The organism is uncultured Psychrosphaera sp., assembly GCF_947500655.1.
Taxonomy (GTDB): domain Bacteria; phylum Pseudomonadota; class Gammaproteobacteria; order Enterobacterales; family Alteromonadaceae; genus Psychrosphaera.
On the sequence record NZ_CANMSK010000002.1, the window covers coordinates 214,713 to 238,123 of the forward strand.

The 23,411-nt window shown below is 37.5% G+C and carries 21 protein-coding genes; 9 read left to right on the forward strand and 12 right to left on the reverse strand.

Annotated elements, in window-relative coordinates:
• Positions 1 to 32: 32 nt before the first annotated feature.
• From Q0940_RS03105 to Q0940_RS03130, 6 genes are all read right to left on the reverse strand, one after another.
• A complete protein-coding gene (locus tag Q0940_RS03105) occupies positions 33 to 1,388 on the reverse strand; it encodes a sigma-54 dependent transcriptional regulator (RefSeq protein ID WP_299263727.1) in 1,356 nt (451 codons plus the stop codon).
• Between the two features lie 80 nt (positions 1,389 to 1,468).
• Positions 1,469 to 2,386 carry a mechanosensitive ion channel family protein gene (locus tag Q0940_RS03110; protein ID WP_299263729.1) on the reverse strand — a complete coding sequence of 306 codons (918 nt, stop codon included), beginning with the start codon at positions 2,384 to 2,386 and terminating at the stop codon, positions 1,469 to 1,471.
• A 91-nt stretch (positions 2,387 to 2,477) separates the two neighbouring features.
• Positions 2,478 to 4,091: a diacylglycerol kinase family protein gene (locus Q0940_RS03115; protein WP_299263736.1), complete on the reverse strand. Its 1,614-nt coding sequence runs from the start codon at positions 4,089 to 4,091 to the stop codon at positions 2,478 to 2,480.
• An 86-nt stretch (positions 4,092 to 4,177) separates the two neighbouring features.
• A complete protein-coding gene (locus Q0940_RS03120) occupies positions 4,178 to 4,360 on the reverse strand; it encodes a hypothetical protein (protein ID WP_299263739.1) in 183 nt (60 codons plus the stop codon).
• Positions 4,361 to 4,367: 7 nt separating this feature from the next.
• On the reverse strand, positions 4,368 to 4,541 hold the full coding sequence (locus Q0940_RS03125; RefSeq protein WP_299263742.1) for a DUF1328 domain-containing protein: 174 nt from the start codon (positions 4,539 to 4,541) through the stop codon (positions 4,368 to 4,370).
• Between the two features lie 15 nt (positions 4,542 to 4,556).
• On the reverse strand, positions 4,557 to 5,096 hold the full coding sequence (locus tag Q0940_RS03130) for a BON domain-containing protein (protein ID WP_299263745.1): 540 nt from the start codon (positions 5,094 to 5,096) through the stop codon (positions 4,557 to 4,559).
• 573 nt (positions 5,097 to 5,669) lie between these two features.
• On the opposite strand from Q0940_RS03130, the gene Q0940_RS03135 reads away from it, so the two are divergent.
• The 4 genes from Q0940_RS03135 (at position 5,670) to Q0940_RS03150 (ending at position 10,271) form a co-directional block, all read left to right on the forward strand.
• Positions 5,670 to 7,052 (forward strand): CmpA/NrtA family ABC transporter substrate-binding protein, encoded by a 1,383-nt coding sequence (locus Q0940_RS03135; RefSeq protein WP_299263748.1) that lies wholly within the window; start codon positions 5,670 to 5,672, stop codon positions 7,050 to 7,052.
• Positions 7,053 to 7,109: 57 nt separating this feature from the next.
• The gene (locus Q0940_RS03140; RefSeq protein WP_299263983.1) at positions 7,110 to 8,111 is read left to right on the forward strand and encodes an ABC transporter permease; all 1,002 of its coding nucleotides are present in this window, start codon (positions 7,110 to 7,112) and stop codon (positions 8,109 to 8,111) included.
• A gap of 14 nt (positions 8,112 to 8,125) precedes the next feature.
• Positions 8,126 to 8,923, forward strand: a complete 798-nt coding sequence (locus tag Q0940_RS03145) for an ABC transporter ATP-binding protein (protein ID WP_299263751.1) — start codon at positions 8,126 to 8,128, stop codon at positions 8,921 to 8,923.
• A 166-nt stretch (positions 8,924 to 9,089) separates the two neighbouring features.
• A complete protein-coding gene (locus Q0940_RS03150) occupies positions 9,090 to 10,271 on the forward strand; it encodes an alginate export family protein (protein WP_299263753.1) in 1,182 nt (393 codons plus the stop codon).
• Between the two features lie 129 nt (positions 10,272 to 10,400).
• On the opposite strand, the gene Q0940_RS03155 is transcribed toward Q0940_RS03150, so the two are convergent.
• Positions 10,401 to 13,490, reverse strand: a complete 3,090-nt coding sequence (locus Q0940_RS03155) for a hypothetical protein (RefSeq protein WP_299263755.1) — start codon at positions 13,488 to 13,490, stop codon at positions 10,401 to 10,403.
• Positions 13,491 to 13,658: 168 nt separating this feature from the next.
• On the opposite strand from Q0940_RS03155, the gene Q0940_RS03160 reads away from it, so the two are divergent.
• Complete coding sequence (locus Q0940_RS03160; RefSeq protein ID WP_299263757.1) at positions 13,659 to 14,270, forward strand: START domain-containing protein; 612 nt, start codon at positions 13,659 to 13,661, stop codon at positions 14,268 to 14,270.
• Between the two features lie 77 nt (positions 14,271 to 14,347).
• Here Q0940_RS03160 and Q0940_RS03165 read toward each other — a convergent pair whose 3' ends face one another.
• Entirely contained in the window at positions 14,348 to 14,521 is a 174-nt protein-coding gene (locus tag Q0940_RS03165; RefSeq protein WP_299263759.1) for a hypothetical protein, read from the reverse strand.
• Between the two features lie 256 nt (positions 14,522 to 14,777).
• Between Q0940_RS03165 and Q0940_RS03170 the strand changes: the two genes are divergently transcribed.
• Complete coding sequence (locus Q0940_RS03170) at positions 14,778 to 15,434, forward strand: Bax inhibitor-1 family protein (protein WP_299263761.1); 657 nt, start codon at positions 14,778 to 14,780, stop codon at positions 15,432 to 15,434.
• A 7-nt stretch (positions 15,435 to 15,441) separates the two neighbouring features.
• Positions 15,442 to 15,954, forward strand: a complete 513-nt coding sequence (locus Q0940_RS03175; protein ID WP_299263764.1) for a hypothetical protein — start codon at positions 15,442 to 15,444, stop codon at positions 15,952 to 15,954.
• An 81-nt stretch (positions 15,955 to 16,035) separates the two neighbouring features.
• On the opposite strand, the gene Q0940_RS03180 is transcribed toward Q0940_RS03175, so the two are convergent.
• The 4 genes from Q0940_RS03180 to Q0940_RS03195 all read right to left on the reverse strand — a co-directional run bounded on the left by Q0940_RS03180 (position 16,036) and on the right by Q0940_RS03195 (position 19,458).
• The gene (locus tag Q0940_RS03180) at positions 16,036 to 16,509 is read right to left on the reverse strand and encodes a Dps family protein (protein ID WP_299263766.1); all 474 of its coding nucleotides are present in this window, start codon (positions 16,507 to 16,509) and stop codon (positions 16,036 to 16,038) included.
• A 94-nt stretch (positions 16,510 to 16,603) separates the two neighbouring features.
• A complete protein-coding gene (locus tag Q0940_RS03185) occupies positions 16,604 to 16,996 on the reverse strand; it encodes an ACT domain-containing protein (RefSeq protein ID WP_299263769.1) in 393 nt (130 codons plus the stop codon).
• A 10-nt stretch (positions 16,997 to 17,006) separates the two neighbouring features.
• A complete protein-coding gene (locus tag Q0940_RS03190) occupies positions 17,007 to 18,860 on the reverse strand; it encodes a monovalent cation:proton antiporter-2 (CPA2) family protein (RefSeq protein ID WP_299263772.1) in 1,854 nt (617 codons plus the stop codon).
• 1 nt (position 18,861) lies between these two features.
• A complete protein-coding gene (locus Q0940_RS03195; protein WP_299263775.1) occupies positions 18,862 to 19,458 on the reverse strand; it encodes an NAD(P)H-dependent oxidoreductase in 597 nt (198 codons plus the stop codon).
• 390 nt (positions 19,459 to 19,848) lie between these two features.
• Between Q0940_RS03195 and Q0940_RS03200 the strand changes: the two genes are divergently transcribed.
• The gene (locus Q0940_RS03200) at positions 19,849 to 21,339 is read left to right on the forward strand and encodes a NarK family nitrate/nitrite MFS transporter (RefSeq protein WP_299263778.1); all 1,491 of its coding nucleotides are present in this window, start codon (positions 19,849 to 19,851) and stop codon (positions 21,337 to 21,339) included.
• Positions 21,340 to 21,391: 52 nt separating this feature from the next.
• Entirely contained in the window at positions 21,392 to 23,194 is a 1,803-nt protein-coding gene (locus tag Q0940_RS03205) for a bifunctional protein-serine/threonine kinase/phosphatase (protein WP_299263781.1), read from the forward strand.
• The last annotated feature ends 217 nt before the right edge of the window (positions 23,195 to 23,411 follow it).

Consider the following 23,411-nt stretch of genomic DNA (forward strand, 5'->3'; position numbering starts at 1 on the left):
CCAATATAGGCATATATAGAGCGTTGTGGCTATTAAGTGTCGTATTTTTCGAGTTTATTGTAGAGCGTTTTAACACTGATGCCGAGATCACTAGCCGTATCCGTTTTATTGCCATCGTTATCATCTAAAGTGTTGATGATGGCTGCTTTTTCAATGTCGTCCAGTGGAACGCTACCAGGAATAGTTTGTTGTAATGTTTTATTGTCGGAAGTGTTATTTAACACGTTATCACTCATATCAAATTGGATATGTTCGGGACCGATTATTGAGTCGGCCAAAATAAAGGCACGTTCAATTGTGTGTTTTAATTCCCTCACATTTCCTTGCCATGAATGACGAGATAATTTACTTAATGCATCAGTAACAATAGATTTTTGGGTAGAAAGCTCAGAATTTAAATGAGCAATAAAATGTTTCGCCAACCCTATAACATCACCGTCTCTTTCTCTTAATGGAGCAATGGACAGAGGAAAATGAGCTAAGCGAAAATACAAATCTTCACGTAATTTGTCATCTTCAATTGCTTGGCTAGGATCTCTGTTGGTTGCGGCGACAATTCTAACATTTGCATGATAGACTTTTTGACTTCCCACAGGTCGGTATTCACCAGTTTCTAATACTCTGAGTAACTTAACTTGGTGTTCAATGGGCATTTCAGTAATTTCATCTAAGAAAAGAGTGCCACCGTTGGCTTGTTGAAATACACCATTGTGATCTTTTGTTGCACCGGTAAATGCGCCTTTTACATGACCAAAGAGTTCACTATCCACTAATTCTGGGCTAATAGCTCCGCAGTTAATAGCAACAAACGGTTGTTCGGTGCGGTCACTTGATAAGTGGATAGTATTGGCGACGAGCTCTTTACCAGCACCACTTTCACCTATAATAAATACACTTGCTTCACTCTTTGATATGCGTCTTATGGTTCTGTAAAGTTTGTGCATTACACGAGATGAGCCAAGCAATAAACCAAATTGGTCTAAATTACTACTGGTTATTATTTCGCCTTGTTGAGTTCTTCGTTTGGTTTCTTCTGCTATATCTTCAATAGTGTCGGTAAGAAAATCGGCATTAACCGGAGAGCGATAATGAAAAATAGCACCGACTTGCATAAGAGCGTCTAAATGTGAGTTTGGCTCACCTTGGCTAATTACTATTAGATCAATATCTAATGTGGAAGATAAATCGGATAAACGTCTATAGTCATGGGCGTCAAACTGTTCCAATTCAACAACGGCAATACTGGGGGACAATTTCTCTATTTGGCTGATCCAGTCATCTTCATCACTATGATCTAAAAGAGATAATTGTGAATTTAATGCACACTGAGTGACTGCTTCATGAACGTTTGGTTCATGTACGTTTAAATACAAAGCCGCAAGTGGCATACATTGTCCTAATTTATTATTCTGCGGACAATGTATGTCATCTCCTTGTATTTAACAAGCAGCAAACTTACGAACTTACCTTATGACGTAGTGTTGGCGCTATTTTGGGGTAAGGAGTGGCGTAAACTTTCACCACCTTTTATACCAAAGTCCAATGTTCTAATTGGGAATGGGATCAATATGTCTTCTTTTTCTAGTGCTTTCTTAATGTTTATTACTGCATCATGGCGGGCTTGCATAAACCCTTTGTTACCAGGGAAATCAATCCAAAACCACACGATTAAGTTAACACTGCTTGCGCCAAACTCTTTGGCAAAAGCGGCGGTTTCAGACTTGTCGATGACAAAATCACAGTTATTTAACGCATTCACAATAACGTCTGAGGCTTGTTGTGGATCATCTGCGTATGAGATCCCCACGTCCAACTCTATTCTGCGCTTATGGGTTGAGGAATAATTAGTTAAAATATTTCTGAATAATATTTTATTAGGGATGATCTTTAGTTGTCCTGAGAAAGTCTCAACTAACGTATTGCGTAATTTAATTGCTTTAACGTTACCAAATACTCCTTCAGCCTCAATAATGTCACCAATTTTGAACGGTTTTTTTATGCTCATGGTAATGCCAGAGATTAAGTTTTCTGTCATATCCTGAAAGGCAAAACCAATAGCTAAACCAACAATACCAGCACCAGCAAGCAATGAGGTGACCGTACCTTTTAAACTCATGAAATCCAGAGCTATGAAAAGGCCTGCAATAAAAATAATCACACGCAAAATGGAAGTTAGAAGGTTAATTACCTCAGCTGAGTCGACAATATTCTTCAAAATGTTACGGGCCAGCTTAGCGGCGTATCTGGCAATCAGAGAAAACAGCAATATGGTTATAAAAGCCATTACTAAGTTAGGTAGTAATTTAATGGCTTCTTCAATCCAAATTTGAAGTTTACTTTCAATGAGTGTTTTAAATTTTGTAACATCTACAAAGTCAAAGTTCATAATGTCCTCTTTATTTTCCCTTCTTTATTGTTTAAATACAGCGTTCCAAATAAGTCTGGTTGCAAATTACTCTTGTTAGGTCTGTGATAATCTATGGCATTAATACTTGTAAAGACTTAGGTTCAATTTCTATTTGTAATTGACTGTCTGTAAACAGCTCACCATCGATCACATAGTGAATGTCTTTTTTACTAGAGAGTTCTACCTTTTTAGCTTTGATGTAACTAACTTGTTCGGTATTTACGTTACCAATCACACCAGATAAAGCTAATTGTGATATGGATAACATACGATTAACTGCAGCGTCTGAATGTGGAATATAAGTAATGTGCAATTTCCCGTCAGTTGCTGAATCACGGCCGTTACTTTGCGCTAATAAACTGATAAATGGGGTTGTATTGGCAACCGCTAAACTGTTGATAGTTAAGTGCTGTGCTTTACCATCATTTACGCGTATTGAAACCTCTTGTGCTTCGCCTTCATTCAGTGCGCCAAAAAAGCCCTTTAAATACGCTAATTGACCATCTTTGTTTTTTTCGTCACGTTCGGCGTAGTCAATCATCTCATGCTCAAAGCCAATACCTAGCATTAGTAGCATAAGTTTTTCATTACAGTGTACGGTATCGATTGCCGTTGCATGGTTGTTTAAAATGGCATCACACGCTGCTTTTACAGGTATTAATTTGTTTTTAATACCATACAGTACGTGACATAACGCATTAGCAGTACCCAAAGGTAAAATGCCTAACTTGATGTCAGTATTGACCAGCACGGAAGCTACTTCGGTTACTGTGCCATCACCACCGCCAACAATGATGGTTTCTATGTTTTGCTCTTTTGCTTCCAAGGCTAACGATTTTGCCGAAATGTCAGGCGTTGTGGTTTTAATTTGCAAAGTATATTGCATGGTAAGTTGGCGAATTACCTCTGAACGATAAAGCTGCCATTTACCGCCACCGGATACTGGATTAATAACCATACAAAGTGTTTTATTGGTTTTATCAAAATCCATGTAATCAAATGTTTGTAATGATTTTCTTTGTGATTTGTTTAAATTTGCAGTACTTCGTATTGCGTTAATATTTTCTAATACCTGATCAACCGACAATTCGTTGTTCTGTGTTAACAAGTATGCAGCTAAAACAAATACTGAACGCCCACGGCCTAATGCACAGTGGATAACAACAGATTTACCATCTGCTTTTTGCGATTTTATCCAGCGAATAGCGTGTAATAAGGTAGATGTACTAGGTGAGCAATGATCTAGTACTGGAATATTGAGATAGTCGAATGCCTTTTTATGTGACGAACTTTCCAAGCCTTCAAACTCAGCAGTTACATCCAGTATGGCGGTAATATCTTGTTGTTTTAATAACTCTAAGTCGCTTGGCAGTAGGCGTCTTGATAAATACAAACCGTCTTCAATTTTTTGTATTGGCGGAACTGCGTCCTTTTTTCTAACAAAATAATTGTAAGCACTTACCCCAATTAAAAAAGGAATAAAGGCCCAGCGAATATAGGTGGGAATTTTACCATCACTGTTTTTTCTAAAAATAGCAGGCTTGTTAGCTAGATATGCTATTGAAACTAATGCTAACGATAATGCAATCCATAACGATATTACCGCTGTTAATACATTGGGAGCAATATAGGCAAGTAAGGTAAATAATAAAGCGCCTAATAGGTAATATTTGGTGATAAACATGACAATACCTTTTTTAATTTTATAGAAATGATGGGGTGTTAAAAATAAAAAAGGGGCTTTCGCCCCTTTGTTAAACTAACAGGGAATTAACAGTCAGTATCTTCGGCTTTAACGCCTTCTTTTACTTTTTCACATAGATCTTCAGTTTTGTTTTGTACATCTGTAATTGCTTCGTCTGCGGTTTCTCCCGCTTCTTCCACTTTTCCGTCGCCACAAGCAACTAAAAATGTTGATGTAAGAATTAATAATAAAATTGTAATGTTTTTCATAGTTTGTCTACCTTCTTTTGGTGTTACGAAATCTATTGGAAATAATAGAAATCACTAATAATACGATAAAAATTAAAAAAATGATTTTTGCAATTTCAGTGGCAGCACCTGCTATACCTGTAAACCCTAAAAGTCCTGATATAAGTGCTATCACTAGGAATGTAAGTACCCAATTAATCATAATGATGCCTTTACTCTATTGGGTTACACTAAGATTATTTACAATCGACTCAATGTCTTCCGTACCTTTTACTACTTCAGCGGCCAATTCTTTTTCTTCTTCTGAGTCAACATGACCCGTTAAGGTAACAACCTTATTTTCGGTTTCTACCTCTATATTGGTACCACTAACATCTGGATGCATAAGTAACTTAGTTTTTACTACGGTTTCAACTTTTGCATCAGTTAACTTATCAATGACTTCTTGGCTCTGTGTACTTTCGGGTAAAATAACTAATTTATTTTCTACCGTTTTAACACCATCTAAATTTGTGATTAACTCACCAGCCAATGACTTTTCTATTTGGCTATTAACTTCACCAGTTAAATAAACCACACCGTTTTTAACATCAGTGTTTATATCAAAAGAATTTAAATGTTTATTTAATAAAATGGTGGTTTCTGCTTTCCCGTCTAACCACGCATCTTGTATCTCTGGTTTCCATTCGTCGCCTGCATAAGCAGAACCCGCTGTTAAAACTGAAATTAGCGTTAATGGATATAATAAGTTTTTCATAAAAATCTCCTATTTAGTTAAACTCGTATAGGTAGTTGCCAGAGTTGTGCCAAATTTAACTAATTGATTTTAATGGGTTTTATTATTATGCGATTTATGTTGTGGTAAAAATTACAGGGTTGTTATGTAAAAGTTATATGTTATTGAGCTAAAGCGAATTTTTTGAAGGATTTATGGGTTATTTTCATTCACTCATTAAGTGAATTATTTTAATCTGTTGATTTTAAAGGTTAATTTGGATCATGTTTGTGCAAAGCTCAAACTAAAGTAGTGCAAATATCATTCAAAATTAAAGTTTTTGTTGGTTTAATGTTATTAACGTTCTGTTATTAAAGAAAAATTTTTCACTGGCATTGTAAATGCACTTATATATCTAGTAATTCACTTTCGGAGAGGCAAGTGAATTCGGCAAAGCAGCCACCGTTTCGACATTCCTTTTGGGGATGTTGAACGGTGGTTTTTTCGTTTCTGGGGATTAAGTTTTGTATTTGAAACTCCCAGTAGCAATTTGCCGATGCTTTTGAACCGATACTTTGCAGAGATGCTAATTATATAAATAACGGGAAGATAACAATGACTTTAATAAGAACAAAAAACACCGTCAAAAAGTTTGTTGCAGTGACAAGCTTAATCGCTACATCTTTGAGCTTTGGCGCTAGCGCTGAATTAGGCTACCCAGAGAAAGAAGAACTTAAATTTGGTTTTATCAAATTAACCGACATGGCGCCAATAGCAGTAGCGTATGAAAATGGTTATTTTGAAGATGAAGGTTTATACGTCACCATTGAAGCACAAGCTAACTGGAAAGTATTACTAAATGGCGTTATCGACGGCAGTTTAGATGGCGCGCACATGTTGGCTGGTCAGCCAATTGCTGCAACCATTGGTTACGGTACAAAAGCTGAGATCATTACCCCATTTTCAATGGACTTAAATGGTAATGCAATTACAGTATCCAACGAAATTTGGGAGCAAATGAAACCCAATATTCCTAAAATGGCAGATGGACGCCCTGTTCATCCAATTAAAGCCGATGCATTAAAACCTGTAGTAGAAAAATATATAGATGCAGGTAAGCCATTTAATATGGGTATGGTGTTTCCCGTTTCTACTCATAACTATGAGTTACGTTATTGGTTAGCCGCTGGTGGTATTCACCCAGGTTTTTATGCACCGCATAAAGGTGATACGTCAGGTAAAATTGATGCTCAAGCTTTACTTTCTGTAACACCTCCACCTCAAATGCCTTCTACTTTAGAAGCGGGGACTATTTATGGTTACTGTGTTGGTGAACCTTGGAATCAACAAGCTGTATTTAAAGGTATCGGTGTTCCAGTAGTAACCGATTATGAAATTTGGAAAGACAATCCAGAAAAAGTATTTGGTATCACTAAAGAATTCGCTGAAAAATATCCAAATACCACAATTCGTTTAACTCGTGCTCTAATTCGTGCGGCGATGTGGTTGGATGAAAACAATAATGCTAACCGTCCAGCAGCAGTAAAAATATTATCTCAATCAAACTATGTTGGGGCAGATTACGAAGTTATCGCAAACAGCATGACAGGCACCTTTGAATATGAAAAAGGTGACAAGCGCGCTGTCCCTGATTTCAATGTGTTTTTCCGTTACAACGCGACTTATCCATATTACTCAGACGCTATTTGGTACTTAACGCAAATGCGCCGTTGGGGACAAATTAGTGAAGAAAAACCAGATGCTTGGTATGCAGAAGTAGCCAAGAAAGTATATCGCCCAGATATATATATGGCAGCGGTTAAGTCATTAATTGACGAGAAACTGGTACCTGCTTCTGAATTTTCATCACTTACAGGTGAAGATGGATATCGCGAACCACAAACTCATTTCATCGACAACATAGTTTATGACGGTACAAAACCAAATGAGTACATTAATAAATTCGCCATTGGTTTAAAAGCCAAAGACAAACTTTAACCTCAATGCGGAAAAGTGAAGTTTAGCTTTTCCGCACTTTTTAATTATAGAGAGTTGATTATGTCTAGTTTTATAGCGCAACTTATTACTCGAAAAAATGAATCTGTGATCAAAGCGCAGCTACCGCCGTTTGTTGTTAACTTTTTTAAACTGGTTACTTTGCCGTTTATTGGGATCTTAATCTTTTTAATGTTTTGGAGTCTTGCGGCAAACAGTATTGATACATCACTAGGCAAGTTTCCAGGTCCTGCGCAAGTAATGACGCAAATTGGTAATTTAGTTAATGAGCACGTTGAAAGCCGAGAAAAAGAATCTGCTTTTTATGAACGCCAAGAAAATCGTAATCAAGCACGTTTGGCTAAAGATCCTACATATAAACCTAAAACCCGTAGCTTTACTGGTAAAGAAACTTTCTTTGACCAAATAATAACTAGCTTAATTACGGTGATGAGTGGCTTTATTGTTGCTGCGGTCTTCGCTATTCCTTTAGGTATTGCTATTGGCTTAAGTAAGTCACTGAACACAGCCATTAATCCAATCATTCAAATTTTTAAACCTGTATCACCATTAGCTTGGCTGCCTTTGGTCACTATGGTGGTGAGTGCGGTTTATACCTCAACCGATCCTATGTTCGCTAAGTCATTCGTGGTTTCTATGATCACGGTTACCTTGTGCTGTATTTGGCCAATGGTGATAAACACATCGGTTGGTGTGGCGTCGTTAAATAGTGACTGGGTAAATGTAAGTAAAGTATTAAGGCTTTCAACTTTTAAGCATATTCAAAAGATTGTATTACCCGCTTCTGTTCCTGCCATTTTCACAGGTATGCGTTTGTCGTTAGGTATTGCTTGGATGGTATTGATAGCGGCAGAAATGTTGGCGCAAAATCCAGGTTTAGGAAAATTTGTTTGGGATGAATTCCAAAATGGTAGCTCGGAATCATTAAGTCGCATTATGACCGCGGTGATTGTCATTGGTGTTATTGGATTTTTATTGGACCGTACAATGATGCAATTACAACGAGTTTTGTCTTGGGACAAAAACTCTGAAGTTCGGTAATTAAGGAGATGAATATGACTGTTAGAAACGAATTACTACTCGATATTAGTAAAATTGACATGGTATTTCCAACACCTAAAGGCGACTTTACCGCTTTAAAAGAAGTGGATTTAAAAATTAACAAAGGCGAGTTTATCTCATTAATTGGTCATTCAGGTTGTGGTAAATCCACCGTACTTAATGTGGTTGCTGGTTTATACCAAGCAACCAGTGGTGGAGTGATTTTAGCGGGTAAAGAGGTTAACGAACCAGGACCCGAGCGCGCAGTAGTGTTTCAAAATCATTCTTTATTACCTTGGTTAACAACGTATCAAAATGTGGAGTTAGCCGTTAAACAAGTGTTTGCTAACACTAAATCACCAACAGAAATGAAAGAGTGGATTGAGTACAACTTAAAGCTGGTTCATATGGATCACGCGATGCACAAACGCCCAGACGAAATATCTGGCGGTATGAAGCAGCGCGTAGGTATTGCAAGGGCGTTAGCCATGCAACCAGAAGTATTATTGATGGATGAACCTTTTGGCGCATTGGATGCGTTAACCCGTGCTCATATGCAGGACTCGTTAATGGAAATTCAAGATGAGTTAAACAATACAGTCATCATGATCACTCATGACGTTGATGAAGCTGTATTACTGTCTGACAGAATTGTCATGATGACCAATGGCCCAGCAGCGACAATTGGCGAGATACTAGATGTGAATTTAGAAAGACCGCGTAGCCGATTAGAACTGGCTAAAGATGCTCAATACAACCAGTACCGTTCAGAAGTATTAACATTTTTATATGAAAAACAGCGCAAAGTGTAAACAAGCTAGCTTTGACTAAAACGAATACAAAACAGGGATTGCCCAAGTGGCAATAACATAAAAAATAGATGCATAAAATTGCACAAAATAGAAAACAAAAAATAAAAGTACAAAAACAATTACAAGAATTTAAAAGAATAAATACAAAACTTATTAGGGAACAGTCATGAACAAAAAAAAAGCCATGCACAAAAAACTACTAGCGACACTAATACCGTTACTGGCGTCTACTGCGTCTTATGCCACCATTGAAACTAGCATAGGTAAAGCCAATGTGGATTTACGTTTACGTTTTGAAAACGTAACTCAAGATAACGCATTGGAAGATGCAAGCGCGCTTACTTTACGCACAACTGCCAACTTTAAAACTAATGCTTATAGTGGTTTTTATGGTTTTGTAGAGTTAGAAAACTCAGTGGCGTTAATTGAAGATTATAACAGTACGCAAAATGGCGAGGCTGGTTATTCAGTCATAGCTGATCCGGCAACTACTGAGCTAGATCAAGCCTATGTTGGTTATAAGAATGATGGTGTATCGGTGAAATTGGGGCGTCAGGTGATCACTATGGACAATCACCGTTTTGTTGGTCACGTAGGTTGGCGCAATGACAAACAAACGTTTGATGCATTATCTGCGACGTATGATGCGTCTGAAAAATTAAAACTTTCAGCGGCTTATATCACAAAACGTAATCGTATTTTTGCAGATGCAGCAGACATTGACGCAAGCGATATATTGTTAAATGCCGCATTAAAAACCGAGTTCGGCACAGTCACAGGTTACGGTTATTTATTGGAAACTGATAATGGTACAGACAATTCACTAAATACCTTTGGTGCGCGTTTAACAGGTGCTAAAAGTGACATTAGTTATACCCTTGAGTTTGCTACCCAAACCAATGAAAGTTCAGGTATTGAATACGACACAAGTTATATGCTTGGTGAGGTAGGTACTAAATTTGGTGGCGTTAGCGTAAAAGCTGGTTATGAATCTTTAGGTTCAGATGATGGCGTAGTTGGTTTTACAACACCATTGGCCACATTACATAAATTTAATGGTTGGTCAGATCAATTCCTTGGTACGCCAGGTGTTGGTTTAAATGATTTATACGCAACGATTGCGGGTAAAGCTGGTGGCGGTAAATGGTCAGCCACTTTCCATAGTTATGCGGCGGATGAAGCATCAGCAACGGTTGATGATTTAGGTACTGAATTAAATGTGATTTACACCACTAAAATATCTGATTTTCCTGTTGGAATTAAATACGCCATGTATACAGCAGGCGACCAAGACGCTGGTAAAGTAGATACAGATAAATTATGGATTTGGACGGGTTATAAGTTTTAATTAAAAGACTAAAAATAGTTACAGGGAATAAAGCACAATATTTACCGGCAAGAGCTAAACTCTGTTGGTAAATATTGTGCTTTTTTATGCGCTAAAAAAGCAATCGCTACTTTTAAAAAAGGAATAGTTTTAAAAACGATACATTAGTTGTAACCAGGCTTGGATTTTGTGATCTTCATCATCTAACTGCACATCGGCAATGCCATATCTAATTTTTAGGTTGGTTAAGCCTGAACGAAATGCATCTATTGACATGTTTCCTTTAAACCCTATTATTTTCGCACGATTTACATCATCCATTTCAGGGGCCGAGTAATATAGCTGCCATGATGATTGACGTCCGTTTAAGCTAATGGTTGTATTTTTATAATCGTTACCTAACTGGAAATTAAAAGGTAGCTCTGGTGAAAAAATCCAGTTTGAGTGCGCTTTAGCATTAATAATATTGCTTTCTATACCACCTAAGCTTAACAAGTCTAAACTGCTGTCATTACGTTTGGCAAACTGTCCCGAGACGGTTAGTCTTATACCGTAAATATAACCGCCTAATGACAAGGTTCCTTGAGAGCCTGTCCATTGCTCTGTTGTCGTTAAGCTTTCAATATCAGTCTCACCTTCCAAATATGTAAAGCTAGATTGCTGAGTTAAGCCCCATGTTTGTTTGTCTAAAAACCAAGATTGTTGATGGTTAATTTCTGTGATTTTTGTTTCAACAAAAGACTGCTCTTGGGCATTATAGCTGGCGGTATATTCACCTTTATAGGTTGCTAATAACCCGCGAGTAAATAAGTAAGGATAGTGAGCACTTACATTATATCCTGTATAAGATTCAATGCTTGTAGCAGACGAATTTTGCTGTTTGCTAGCGTCTAATTCAAAGTCATAAACATGAGCTGAGAATTTTATAGGTAAGCTGCTGAACGTAAAATTACCAGCTACTGCGTTGGCCAATCCGCCACTTCCACCTGCTAAGAAACTTAAATCCCAATTTGTTTTTTGCAATAAATCACTGCCCTTAATACCAAATTCATTAGCCCCAATTGATGCACTTGTTGATACGCCGGATAGAGTAAAAGTAATATCTTGGTTTTTCACATGATAATCATATTCTTTACCAATTGAAGTGTCGGCACTTAATTTAGCAGCAGGCATTAAAATTGCTGAATCTGAATTATTAGATGTGACACTTAATGTGTTTACATCAGAGAATTCTGAAACGGCGGTAAATTTTTCAGCAGCTAAAGGCTGAATAAACATATCTGGCCCACGGCTTTGTACAGATACATTCAGTAAGCTCGTTGTTGTTTTTTGTTGATCTTGTTCTGTATCTGCTTCCGGTATTTGAACTAGCTCAATTGGCCAAGACACAGTTGTTTGCCCTTGAGTTACCGCCATAAGTTGACCTGTAGCTAGCTTGTATTGATAAACTTTTAATGTGTCTTTTATGCCAGCAACAAAATACACAGATTGACCATCGTTTGCCCATTCTGGGAATGATAAGAACTGATAACCTTTTGGTGTCGGCACACGCACAGCTTTTAATATAGTGTCTTTTCCTGCTGCTAAGGTTGTTACGTAAAGGCTCCAAGGTTGGTTATAGGTGTTTTTTAAATAGGCTATTTGTGTGTTGTCTACCGGATTAAATCTCGGAAAGTCGTATAAATTATCTAGAGTAAAATCACTCATTCTTACTAACTTATGGCTAGTAAGTGGTGAGCCATTAATTTTCGATAACTCAAAAGAGACTAAACCTGAATAACCTCCACGTGTTTGCTCTGCAATCACTTTACCTGATGGAGTAACATCAAAACGGCGTAAATTAGCATGACGAGTTAATTGATTAGTGTTTCCTGTACTTAACTGCCATTGAAATAAATCTTGATGTTGCACCCCATTACTGTCGATTGTTTTAGCGCCATATAAAATATGATCATCATCCAGCCACCTTGGGTTTGTAATGTCAGTAAAGTTTGTCTGTTGCAGACTATGTTCTACTTTACGTTTAAATACTTTTGGTGCGTTGTCGGCAATGTCTACAGGATCATTTTCTAATAACTCAGCTTGTTTTTTTTCAAACTCTTCTTTGGCTTTGTTGTTCTCTGAGGTTTGATAAACATTTAATATTAATTTCCCATCTTTGCTTGCTTCCACAAGCGCTAGATATTTGCTACTTGGGCTTAAAGCGGGAGCTGTAATATGGTATTCGGCATTTAACCAAATAGAAGCGTTATTAGGCTGTGTTTGTTCTAATCTCTGCTGCTGGGCAAGCGCGTTAAAGGTAAATTCTGCCGCAAAACGTTGGTATAAATATTCCGGTGTCTCTAAAAATACACCTTTAAAAGCATCGTTAAATGAACGACTTTTTTTACCACGTAAACGTGTCCAAACTGCATCTAAAGTTTTATCTGAATAGTTTTTTTCTAACCAAGATAAATAACGAACACCAACTAAATATGCCATGCTGCCTATTTGGTAACGTCCACTGGTATTACTTAATTCACTGTATTTGGGTAACGCACCTTCACGAGCAAATTGTAATAACATGGCTTCTACTTGCACATCGAACAAACGTCCTCTGCCAGTAAGTTTAGACTCAAGCAGAGTTGCGTAACCTTCAGTTACCCAGCGAGGCATACCTGATGATTTATAAATGTCGTATAAATCCCAATATTTAGATAAAGATTGTTTAAAGCTTTGACGTGAAGGTTGTCCGATATGAACCAAGTGAACATATTCATGCAAGCTTAATAATTGTTGCCAGCTACTAGAGTTTGAAATTATGGAATTTGACTGTGGAGGTGTGGCAAACAGCGCCATAATTGGTCTGTTACTAAATGGAATCGCGAACCCGTTAGAGTCATTGAAAGGGTCAAAAACAACAACATCGACTTTCATTTTTAAGTCTCTGTCTTGATGTTCTTTCACTGTTTTAGCTGCGGCTTCCATGTCGTGCGCAGCCGAAATTGCCCAATCTCGGTATTCTGCCGTGTAATGAATACGAAAACTGTTGGTTTCAAATACTGTCCACTTAGCTTCCGTAACTATGTCTATTGCAGCGTGCGCGGTATTTATAGTTGTAAAGCTGCATAACAGGCTGAATATAAATAGAGTCGTGGTAGATAACTTATTTCGTTTTGCTTTTTTGTTATCTAAGCTTGCTAAACGTTTTACTAATTTTTTTGATAAAAAATAAAATGATAAATGGCTGAATACTCTCATAAAAGTCCTTTTAAACTGACGAGGTTATAGGTACATACTAATGGTTAATATATTGTATTTCAATTAGTGTACTTTTTAAGTTAAGTTAGAATGAGTTTTACTTATTGTAGAACCTGAACATAACGGCTCAATATCACTTATTATGTTAATTTAGGGCAGGACAAGGTCATGAAAGTATTATTTATCATAGGTTTGTTATTATTCAGCACAATTAGCATTGATGTTTATGGTGCCAATCCAGCAGATTGGCAGTTAGAAAAGCAAACTAAACATGTTTCTATTTATACTCGTGATAAACCGAATTCTAAATTTCTGCAAGTAAAAGCAGAGGTGACCTTATCGGCAAATTGGACAAAGGTTATTGCACAATTTAGTGATGAAAATAAATGTTGGGATTGGCAGGGGCGTTGTTCATCGGTAAATATAATAAAAAAGATAAATGAAAGTGACCGCTTAATTTATACAGTGATAGACATGCCGTGGCCAGTATCTAATCGTGACTTTCTATTTTACGCCGCACTTAGTTTCAACTCTGCTACAAAGGTAACAAACTTAACCTTAACTCCGGCTGAGGACGTAGATTATCCATCAGATTTGGTAAGGGCTAAGTCAAATATCCATTACGTAATAACGCCAATGAGCGAAGAACTAACGCAGCTAAATATATTAATGCACACAGAATTTGGCGGGGACATTCCAGCAAGTTTTGTTAACTCGAAATTGGTTGATGAATTGTTTATTGATATTGAAGCGCTGACGTCTTTAGTTATGGTTAAGTAATTAGAGGCTGCTTTACATGCTTACAAATAGAGTTAGGGCTTTACAGCATTGCCCTAATCTATTTTAACTTTTTAATATTAGTTATCGAATCTATGCCCCTTTCCAGATTTACTCTGACATTCGCCTTTGCATTTACTTTTGTGAGAGCCATCATGCCCGCCCATAGGTCTTGGCAGAATACATCCAGCTAAAAATGTAATAACTACGATAGAAATTAAACCTTGGGTTAATGCTTTTTTATTTAATAACATAATATTTAACAACCTCACTTCTCAATTAGTACAATTACAGTTTTTATCCGCTTTGGTTGTATAGACTGTTAAATCGTGAATAAGTTCTTGGTTTTTATATTAATATAAATACATAATTGAGGCAGCTATATCTATGCGTTTTGTAAATATAGAATTATGATGATGGTTAATTTAACTTCAATGGAGTTATAGCAGAGATAACCGATAGGTTTATAGCTCATTAAGGGCGTTTACATACAACAAAAAAGGCAGCAGTATGAAGTCAAATGTATTTGAAAGACGCTGCACAACAGATCAAATAATTAGTGATTCAACGTATAACTTTGTTATTGGATTAACCTTATGTTGGGGCTTTTTTATTAACTGGTTAATGGTGACTAGCATAGAGCCTCAAGCTATAGCCAACGTTAATCCGTGGATATTTTTTATAGGTTATTTTGCTTCATGTTTTTTTGGTATTTATCTGTTTAATAAGTCGAATAAACCGCTTGTTAGTTTTATTGGTTACAATTTTGTTGTTGTGCCATTTGGCTTTATTATCAATTTGGTCGTGAGTAATTATGATGCGGCTTTGGTAACTGAGGCTATTAAAATTACTGGATTAGTGACAGTCGGTATGATGTTTTTAGGCTCAATGTACCCTAAATTCTTCCAAAAAATATCAGGCGGGCTTACGGTTGCTTTGTTTCTAGTTATCGTCGTAGAAATGATTGAGATATTTGTTTTTGGTATTCACCACGGAATATTGGATTGGATTGTGGTTTTAATTTTTTGTGGTTATATAGGCTATGACTGGTCTAGAGCTAATCAAATACCAAAAACGATAGATAATGCGATTGATAGTGCTGCCGCGCTATATATGGATATCATCAATTTATTCCTACGGATTTTAAGAATACTGGGGCGTAAATAGTCTAGTCATGAGTGATTTCCGAACGTTCATTGTCACACTAATCTTTATTGCTGCGCTTATGGGCTGTACTGCTGATAATAACGCTAGCAAGGTTAATGAGTCCCAAGACACTCAACCTGCACTTTGGTGGGAAATGGTTCCACCAATATCCATAAATGGTGACCAATTTTATGGTAAACCATGCTCTGTGACTCAAGTGACAACTGATGAGGCGGGCGTTAAAGCCGAAACTGTTATATTTACAGTGCCAAGTAGAGCTTTCACATCTTGCGCCCAGCGAGTGCCAAATAAGAATTATCTTAAGCTCGATGGTAAATATATTGTTTTGCACGTTGACCGACAAACGTTTGGTGCTGGTTCATGGACAGGGGAACGTTATCGCAGCGCAGATTTTATATCTTGGGAACAATATATTGGAATAACTTGGCTGGACAGTGAAGAATATGAAGCTTGGCGAAAAGTGGGATCTACGTCTTCAAAGGCCGACTCGATACAGAAAGTAGCAAAAGACTCTAACTAGCGATGCAACAATAAAATTGCGTAAATAAAAACGGCCTTAGTATTCTAAGGCCGTCACATGTTAGCTATATTTTACTGCGGTTTAGCGTTTTTGTGTAGCGCGTAACATCCATGCAGTTTTTTCGTGTAAACGCATACGGTCAGATACTAAAGCGGCAGTTGATTCATCATCGGCTGCTTGAGCTACTTTTAAAACCTGACGAGCAGTTTTAATTACTTGTTCATGGCCTTGAGTCAATAATGTAACCATATCAGTTGAACTTGGTACACCGTCTACCTCTTTAATTGAGCTTAATTTTGCAAACTCTTTGTAAGTGCCTGGGGCTGGTACATCAAGAGTTCTAATTCTTTCTGCTATATCATCTACAGCAACAGCAAGTTCTGTGTAGTGCTCTTCAAACATTAAATGCAACTCACGAAATTGTAAGCCAGTAACATTCCAATGGAAGTTATGTGTTTGTAAATATAGAGTGTATGAGTCGGCTAAGAGTCTTTTTAACCCTTCTGAAATTTCTGCTCTGTTTTCTTTGCTTATACCAATATCTATGTCTGTCATTATATTTTCCTTCTTATATTTGTAGGAACGGTAACTCAGTATAGATTACATTAGGGCTATCTAATGTAAATTCAATATAAGATTGGATAATAGTTTAATTAAATTCTTTAAGAGCCTTCAATGCCAATTCCGCTTTTTCTGTCTGTACAAAAATGTGGTCGTGATAATACGCCGCAATGACGTTAGCGCTAATATCGTACTCAGCTAATTTAGTGGCTACTGCTGCGGTTAAACCAACTGCGTCCAAACTTGAATGCACGGTTAATGTTATGCCACTAAAGACCGACTCAAATGCAAAGCCGTTTGCCTCGGCTTGTGCTTTAGTCACCACTAAAGTTAGACCTTCAGTTTCTCTAAACATAGCCAGAGGTGACAGGTTTTGATAATCAGCAAAACCTCCTTGCACACAGCAAAAAACGTATTGCTCTGGCATTAACTGCGGCGACATAGATTGCAGTAATTTAACTAAGTTTGTTTCACCAACCATGATAACTCCTTTATTTAAGTTTGCCTGGTTTTTCCCATGCGTGTTCGTCGGCTTCATGTGGCCAATGAGTGTCTTGTTTCAATGTTTCTTCTAGTAGCCGTTTCGCTTCATTTGCTTTTGATATGTATTCATTTTCATCGCCGTTATAAGCCGCTAATTCCATGACACTTTTATCATCATGTTTTTTGAATAAACGGCTCTTGCGGTAAGCAATATTACTTTGCCAGCCAAGTGCAACTAAAGCTTTAGCTCCAAGTTCGGCGCCAGAGGCCATAGTTTCTCGCTCAATATCATTGACCCCTAAACGGTGTAATTCAACAGCATGAAGCCTGTTAATAGCACGCACTAATATTTTTAAATGCGGGAAATGTTTTTGCACCATATGTACTATGTTTAAGCTGCTATCAACATCGTCAACTGCAACCACAATTGCTTTTGCTGTGTCAGCTCCTGCACTGTGTAATAACTCAGCGCTTTCCCCTTCGCCGTAATACACTTTAAAGCCAAACTTTTTCACCATTTCAATTTGGCTAGCATCATGATCCAAAACCGTAGCACTTATATTATTGGCTAATAATAAACGACCAACTGACTGACCAAAACGGCCAAAACCAATTACTATGATTGGGTTTTCTTCATCTATTACGTCCGCGTCTCTATGTTCTTTTTTGTGCGTAGCAAAACGTGGCGATATGTATTTTTCATTTACGATTAACATTAATGGCGTTAACAACATCGAGGTTGCAACCACTAAAGTTAATAGTCCAATTAATCCGGTTGGTAATACCCCGCTAGTACTAGCAAATGCAAATAATACAAAGGCAAATTCACCACCTTGGGCAAGTGCTACGGAGAATAACCAAGCGTCAGGTTTGGCTAATTTATTTGATTTAGCCAAGACAAATAAGACTAAAAACTTGCCTATGATCAATGCGGCGGTAAGGCCTATAACCACTAATGGCTCAGCAAATAACAGCGCAAAGTCTATACCTGCACCAACACTGATAAAAAACAAACCAAGTAATAAACCTTTGAACGGCTCAATATTACTTTCTAATTCGTGGCGGAAGTCACTGTCGGCTAAAACTACACCGGCGATAAAAGTACCTAGTGCGGGTGATAAACCAATAGCTTGCATTGCTAAGGCAACACCAATAACAAGTAATAACGCGGAGGCGGTGAAAATTTCACGAAGTTTAGACTTAGCGATAAAGCCAAAGATTGGATTCATTAAATACTTACCGCCAAATATTATGGCAGCAATAACACCTACAACAACCAGTCCTTGAATCCAGCCAGTTTCACCAAGATGAGTCGAGTTAGAATTAACTAATAATTCTGGCGAAGATACGGCTAATAAAGGCAAAATTGCTAACATCGGGATAACGGCGATATCTTGGAATAACAAAACAGCAAAGGCGCTTTGTCCGGCAGAGGTTTTCATCAGCCCTTTTTCTTGTAGGCTTTGTAATACAATAGCGGTGGAAGATAAAGCCAATACCATGCCTATCGCTAACGCTTGTTGCCAAATTAAACCTAAGTACATGCCAAATAGAGTTATTGCTGCAGTGCTTAATAAAACCTGTAATCCGCCAGTGCCAACGATAGGTCCGCGCATTTTCCATAACAAGCTAGGTTTTAATTCTAGCCCGACTAAGAACAACATCATAACAACACCAAATTCAGCAAAATGCATTACGTCTGTTTGGTCGCCAACAAAACCAAGAACAAATGGACCAATTAATACACCAGCCACTAAATATCCAAGTACTGAACCTAAACCTAAACGTTTGGCGATAGGAACCGAAACAACAGCCGCACATAAGTATATAAAGGCATCAAATAACAAATTGCCATGTTCCATGTTACTGCTCCCAGCGTTGGTTTAAGGTGTCTAAGTGGTTTACCGTATTACTGTCAAAATCATCTTGTTGTAACTCGGTAACAAAAGATTGATATTGCTCGCATAACTCTTTGAGTCTCTCTGGCGATTTACCTAAATTCCTAGCGCCATGAGCAACTAAAGGAGGCAGAAACTCCATTCCACACAAGTGCGCAGTTTGATCAAATGGGGTTAATAATTCTCGGATGGTGAAACGATTATGGCCTTCAGTTGAATAAGCATTTTTACTACCACCTGTAGTGAGAACGGTTAACCATTGTTTACCTTTTAATGCTTCACCTTTTGGACCGTAGGCATAATTAAATTGTAAAACGAGATCTAGCCATTCTTTAAGAATAGCTGGGGCGCTGTACCAATAGAACGGATGTTGAAATATCACTACATCGGCATTTGTTAGCATTTCTTGCTCGTCGTCGATATCAATAACACCGTCAGGATAAATGGAATACAAATCGTGAATCGTTACTTTGTCATTCTTGTTAACGGCATTTAATAAGGCTTGGTTTATTTGGGAGTTTGCCAAATTGGGATGTGCCAAAATGATAAGGACGTTTCTCATTATTAATCCTGTAAGAGTAAATTAATCAGCATAGGCATTAAGTGTACTCAGCATTCACCAAGAAAAGAACAAGAAAAAACCAATAATGACCATTGAGTTGTATTTGGGGCAAAATAGACTGCGCTTTATTAGTGCGGTTTTGGATCATTGTTGTGCATAATAAGTAAATAACTGACTAATTGATGATGTATTTATAACTTAACTATATGTTATATATCTACTTTATACATATGGCATTAAAGGTGCAGTTTCTAGTAAATTAAACCTCTGAGTTTATGTTTAAAGTTGAAAGTACGGCAAAGAAGCCACCAAGAAGAAGTGAATCACTTTGTCTTGGTGGCTTTTTTTTATGTCTAAAAAAATAATACTAACAGTGAGACGAGAAATTCCATGACGACAAATGCAACTCCAGAAAAATTCAATCTGTTTTCCTTTCAAGGGAAAATGAAAATATTACATTTAAGCTGGATTGCTTTTTTTATCACCTTTATGGTGTGGTTTAACTTTGCCCCAATGTTAATGGCAGTTAAAGAATCGTTAGGATTAACCACCGCCGAAGTCAAAACGCTTCTTATTTTAAACGTTGCTTTTACCATTCCCGCCCGAGTCATTGTTGGTATGTTGACTGACAAGTACGGGCCAAGATTAATTTACACTGGCTTATTAGCGATCTGTTCCATTCCTTGTTTTGCTTTTGCTATGGCCGATACATTTACTCAAGCTGCGATTGCTCGTTTTGCTTTAGGTCTTATTGGTGCCGGGTTTGTTGTTGGTATTCGTCTTGTTTCTGAATGGTTCCCGCATAATGAATTAGGTACTGCAGAAGGGATATATGGCGGTTGGGGTAACTTTGGTTCGGCCGCTGCAGCATTCACATTACCTACAGTAGCTGCAATTTGTGCAGGTGTATTTGGTGGTGAAGAAGGTTGGCGTTGGGCTATGGGACTTACTGGTTTAGTCAGTTTACTGTATTCATTTGTGTTTTATAAAAATGTGTCTGACACTCCAAAAGGTTCTACTTATTATCGTCCTAAAAAAGCAGGCGCGATGGAAGTAACTTCTAAAGGTGATTTCTGGTTATTGTTAGTGATGAAAATACCTATGTACGGCGCACTTGCTTTATTAACTTGGAAGTTGTCGCCAGCTGGAATAAGCATGTTTAGCGAATTTGTCGTGAATACTATTTATGTTGGTTTGGCAGCGTTATATTTGTTTGATAGTTACCATGTGTGGCAAGTGAATAAAAATATATTTGTTGAGCCAGTGGCTGAAATTCACAAGTACAGTTTCAAACAAGTTGCGGTATTAAATATTCTATATTTTGCGACCTTTGGTTCTGAATTAGCGGTTATTTCAATGTTACCTTTATTCTTCTCTGAGACCTTTGAATTAACACCTGTAGTTGCTGGAATGGTTGCTTCGGCATACGCCTTTATGAATTTAATGTCTCGTCCTGGTGGCGGTTGGTTATCTGACCGTTATGGTCGTAAGCCAGTGTTACTTATTTTAACTGCAGGCTTGGCCATTGGTTATTTTGTAATGGGACAAGTGGATAGTTCATGGGCTGTATGGTTAGCAGTTGTTGCAGCTATGGCGTGTTCGTTCTTTGTGCAAGCTGGCGAAGGTGCTGTATTTGCGGCCGTACCATTAATCAAACGTCGTATGACAGGGCAAATTGCAGGTATGACAGGTGCATACGGAAACGTAGGTGCAGTTGTGTATTTAACTGTGTTGTCTTTGGTTGATTACAGTACGTTCTTCTTAGTGATTGCTGCAACGGCTGTGGTTGGTTTTATTGCATTGTTAATGATGAAAGAGCCGGAAGGTCACATTGCTGAAGTACAAGAAGATGGTACAGTAGAGCTAATATCAGTTAGTTAATTTAATATATTAACTTGCAAGCCTATTTGGATAAACAACTGAGTAAATACCTTTGTCTGATTTAATAGCCACAAAACAGAGTCTTAAAAAAGGCTCTGTTGATTCTGAAAATACATCTACAAAAATGTTAGATGTTTTGTTTGGAGGCTTTTCTGACAAAGGGGTTAAGGTTGAAAACCAAGATGCGTTTGCCGCACAACAAGCTAAAGGTTCTGCTCGGGAATTAAAAGGTAGTGTTGTTTGTATTGCCGATGGTGCAAGTTGTAGTGACAATGCACAGCAAGCAAGTCAAACCAGTGTTACTACCTTTATTCGTGACTATTTCAGTACTCCTGAATCTTGGTCGACTAAAGATTCGGTCGCGCGTGTTTTATCCTCGTTAAACTCCTGGTTATTCCATCACGGTCAGCAAGCGAGCTGTCGTCAAAATCAATTAGTCACAACCTTTAGTGCGGTCATTTTTAAGTCTAATACTGCGTACTTATGTCATGCTGGAGACAGTCGAGTTTACTTATATCGTCAAGGTAAAGTAGAACAGCTGACTAAAGATCACAGTTATTTCCAAAATGAACATAGCAGCGTATTAACCCGTGCATTGGGTATGGATAGCCACTTAGAAGTGGATTTTATTCAGCGAGATTTACAACTAAATGACCGATTTGTACTAACCACCGATGGCGTACACGACTGCTTAACCAACAAACAACTTGAAGCACATCTATCAAACAAAGAACTGAGTTTAGAAAAGATAGCTACGGAAATCTGTTTAACCGCTGAACAGGCTGGCAGTAAAGATAACTTGAGCTGCATAATTGCAGAGGTTGTCAATTTACCTAATAAAGACATCGATGAGGTTCATCAACAACTTACTGCATTAAAAATTCCGCCTGTGATGAAACCCGGCGTAACTATAGATAATTATTTAATTGAAAAAGTAATTCACAGCGGCGCTCGTAGTCATGTTTATGTTGCTAAAGATAAAAATACTGAGCAAAAAGTAGTGTTAAAAGCACCGTCCGATAACTTTGCCGAAGACTTAAATTACCTTGAAGGCTTTGTCCGTGAGCAGTGGGTTGGCAGTCGTATAAATCATAAATCTATAATGAAAATTTACCCTAGGGTAAAAGAAAATGGTCAAGCTACAAGTCCATTTTTGTACCATGTTTGTGAATATGTTGAAGGTATAACGTTACGACAATGGATGTATGATAATCCAAATCCTAGCTTAAGCTTGGTGCGTGACGTTACGGCAAAAATCATTGCGGGACTGCGAGTATTCCAACGTCAAAGTATGGTGCATAGAGATTTAAAACCTGAAAATATCATGATTGAGAATGACGGTAATATTAAACTTATCGACTTTGGTACTGTGCAGGTAAGTGGCTTAGCTGAGATAAGCTCCCCTTTAATTGAAGATACATTAGCGGGTGCCGTTGGTTATATCGCACCGGAATATTTGTTGGGACAGCAAGGCGTTCATCGTTCGGATATATTCTCATTGGGCGTCATTGTTTACGAAATGCTAACTGGAGAATTACCGTTTAAAACGCCTTTGGTGCAACATCAACAAGTAACCAATTTTGACCAATGGCAATATCGCTTTGCTAAACAAATAAGAAAAGACATTCCTGTATGGTTAGATTTAGCCTTACAAAAAGCCACTCAACCAAATATATCTAGCCGCTATTTAGCTTTGTCTGAATTTTTAAAAGACTTAACAACTCCAAATAGGATGATGGTAAACAAAATAGAGTCAGCGCCGTTACTTGAAAGAAACCCTGTTGGTTTTTGGAAGATGTTAAGCACGTTGCTCGCTTTTTTATTAATTATTCAAACGTATTTATTTTACCGTTAATGATGATGGATTTTAATTTACATTTAATTAAATGACCGACACTCATAAATGGTGTTGTTAAATGACCCTAGTTCATCCATTGTTTTAGACTCATTAGTTTAATGATGTTTTTCATGTCAGACTTTGTTATTTATTGTCACTAGCAAGTGAAAGTATTGATAATAGTGCTGCTATTTACGTTGAAAATATCTATCTGATAATGACATTAAGAAATAAA

What these genes read in the sequence shown, in the direction of transcription:
- Q0940_RS03105 (WP_299263727.1), bottom strand. Translation starts at nt 1,388, where the DNA reads ATGCCACTTGCGGCTTTGTATTTAAACGTACATGAACCAAACGTTCAT.
- Q0940_RS03110 (WP_299263729.1), bottom strand. Translation starts at nt 2,386, where the DNA reads ATGAACTTTGACTTTGTAGATGTTACAAAATTTAAAACACTCATTGAA.
- Q0940_RS03115 (WP_299263736.1), bottom strand. Translation starts at nt 4,091, where the DNA reads ATGTTTATCACCAAATATTACCTATTAGGCGCTTTATTATTTACCTTA.
- Q0940_RS03120 (WP_299263739.1), bottom strand. Translation starts at nt 4,360, where the DNA reads ATGAAAAACATTACAATTTTATTATTAATTCTTACATCAACATTTTTA.
- Q0940_RS03125 (WP_299263742.1), bottom strand. Translation starts at nt 4,541, where the DNA reads ATGATTAATTGGGTACTTACATTCCTAGTGATAGCACTTATATCAGGA.
- Q0940_RS03130 (WP_299263745.1), bottom strand. Translation starts at nt 5,096, where the DNA reads ATGAAAAACTTATTATATCCATTAACGCTAATTTCAGTTTTAACAGCG.
- Q0940_RS03135 (WP_299263748.1), top strand. Translation starts at nt 5,670, where the DNA reads ATGACTTTAATAAGAACAAAAAACACCGTCAAAAAGTTTGTTGCAGTG.
- Q0940_RS03145 (WP_299263751.1), top strand. Translation starts at nt 8,126, where the DNA reads ATGACTGTTAGAAACGAATTACTACTCGATATTAGTAAAATTGACATG.
- Q0940_RS03150 (WP_299263753.1), top strand. Translation starts at nt 9,090, where the DNA reads ATGAACAAAAAAAAAGCCATGCACAAAAAACTACTAGCGACACTAATA.
- Q0940_RS03155 (WP_299263755.1), bottom strand. Translation starts at nt 13,490, where the DNA reads ATGAGAGTATTCAGCCATTTATCATTTTATTTTTTATCAAAAAAATTA.
- Q0940_RS03160 (WP_299263757.1), top strand. Translation starts at nt 13,659, where the DNA reads ATGAAAGTATTATTTATCATAGGTTTGTTATTATTCAGCACAATTAGC.
- Q0940_RS03165 (WP_299263759.1), bottom strand. Translation starts at nt 14,521, where the DNA reads ATGTTATTAAATAAAAAAGCATTAACCCAAGGTTTAATTTCTATCGTA.
- Q0940_RS03170 (WP_299263761.1), top strand. Translation starts at nt 14,778, where the DNA reads ATGAAGTCAAATGTATTTGAAAGACGCTGCACAACAGATCAAATAATT.
- Q0940_RS03175 (WP_299263764.1), top strand. Translation starts at nt 15,442, where the DNA reads ATGAGTGATTTCCGAACGTTCATTGTCACACTAATCTTTATTGCTGCG.
- Q0940_RS03180 (WP_299263766.1), bottom strand. Translation starts at nt 16,509, where the DNA reads ATGACAGACATAGATATTGGTATAAGCAAAGAAAACAGAGCAGAAATT.
- Q0940_RS03185 (WP_299263769.1), bottom strand. Translation starts at nt 16,996, where the DNA reads ATGGTTGGTGAAACAAACTTAGTTAAATTACTGCAATCTATGTCGCCG.
- Q0940_RS03190 (WP_299263772.1), bottom strand. Translation starts at nt 18,860, where the DNA reads ATGGAACATGGCAATTTGTTATTTGATGCCTTTATATACTTATGTGCG.
- Q0940_RS03195 (WP_299263775.1), bottom strand. Translation starts at nt 19,458, where the DNA reads ATGAGAAACGTCCTTATCATTTTGGCACATCCCAATTTGGCAAACTCC.
- Q0940_RS03200 (WP_299263778.1), top strand. Translation starts at nt 19,849, where the DNA reads ATGACGACAAATGCAACTCCAGAAAAATTCAATCTGTTTTCCTTTCAA.